The sequence below is a fragment of the Pseudoalteromonas sp. CR1 genome (genome assembly GCF_019392235.1).
In the GTDB taxonomy this organism is placed as follows: Bacteria; Pseudomonadota; Gammaproteobacteria; order Enterobacterales; family Alteromonadaceae; genus Pseudoalteromonas.
The window spans coordinates 1-244 of the sequence record NZ_JAHXRM010000538.1; the positions used below are offsets into that span (position 1 = coordinate 1).

1 pseudogene is annotated in these 244 nt (G+C 66.4%); it reads left to right on the top strand.

Going from position 1 to position 244, the window contains the following annotated elements:
- A pseudogene (locus KZZ04_RS20465) lies at positions 1-244 on the top strand (hypothetical protein); the annotation flags it as partial.

Genomic DNA, 244 nt, shown 5'->3' on the forward strand with positions numbered 1-244 from the left:
CACCTTGGCAGCGGACTTGCCGCTCCGGGCCGCACCGCCGCCGATGTTCGCTCCCGTCCCTGTGTTCAGCTGGACTGGCTTCTACGCCGGCGTGAACGCCGGCTACGCCTTCGACGCCAGCAGCAACAATACCGGCTCCACCTTCACTGTGCCGGGTGCGTTCACTGCCAGTGGCAACCCTGCAGCGGCAACCTTCGGAAACCGCAGCCAGGACGGCTTCTCCGGCGGTGGCCAGATTGGATAC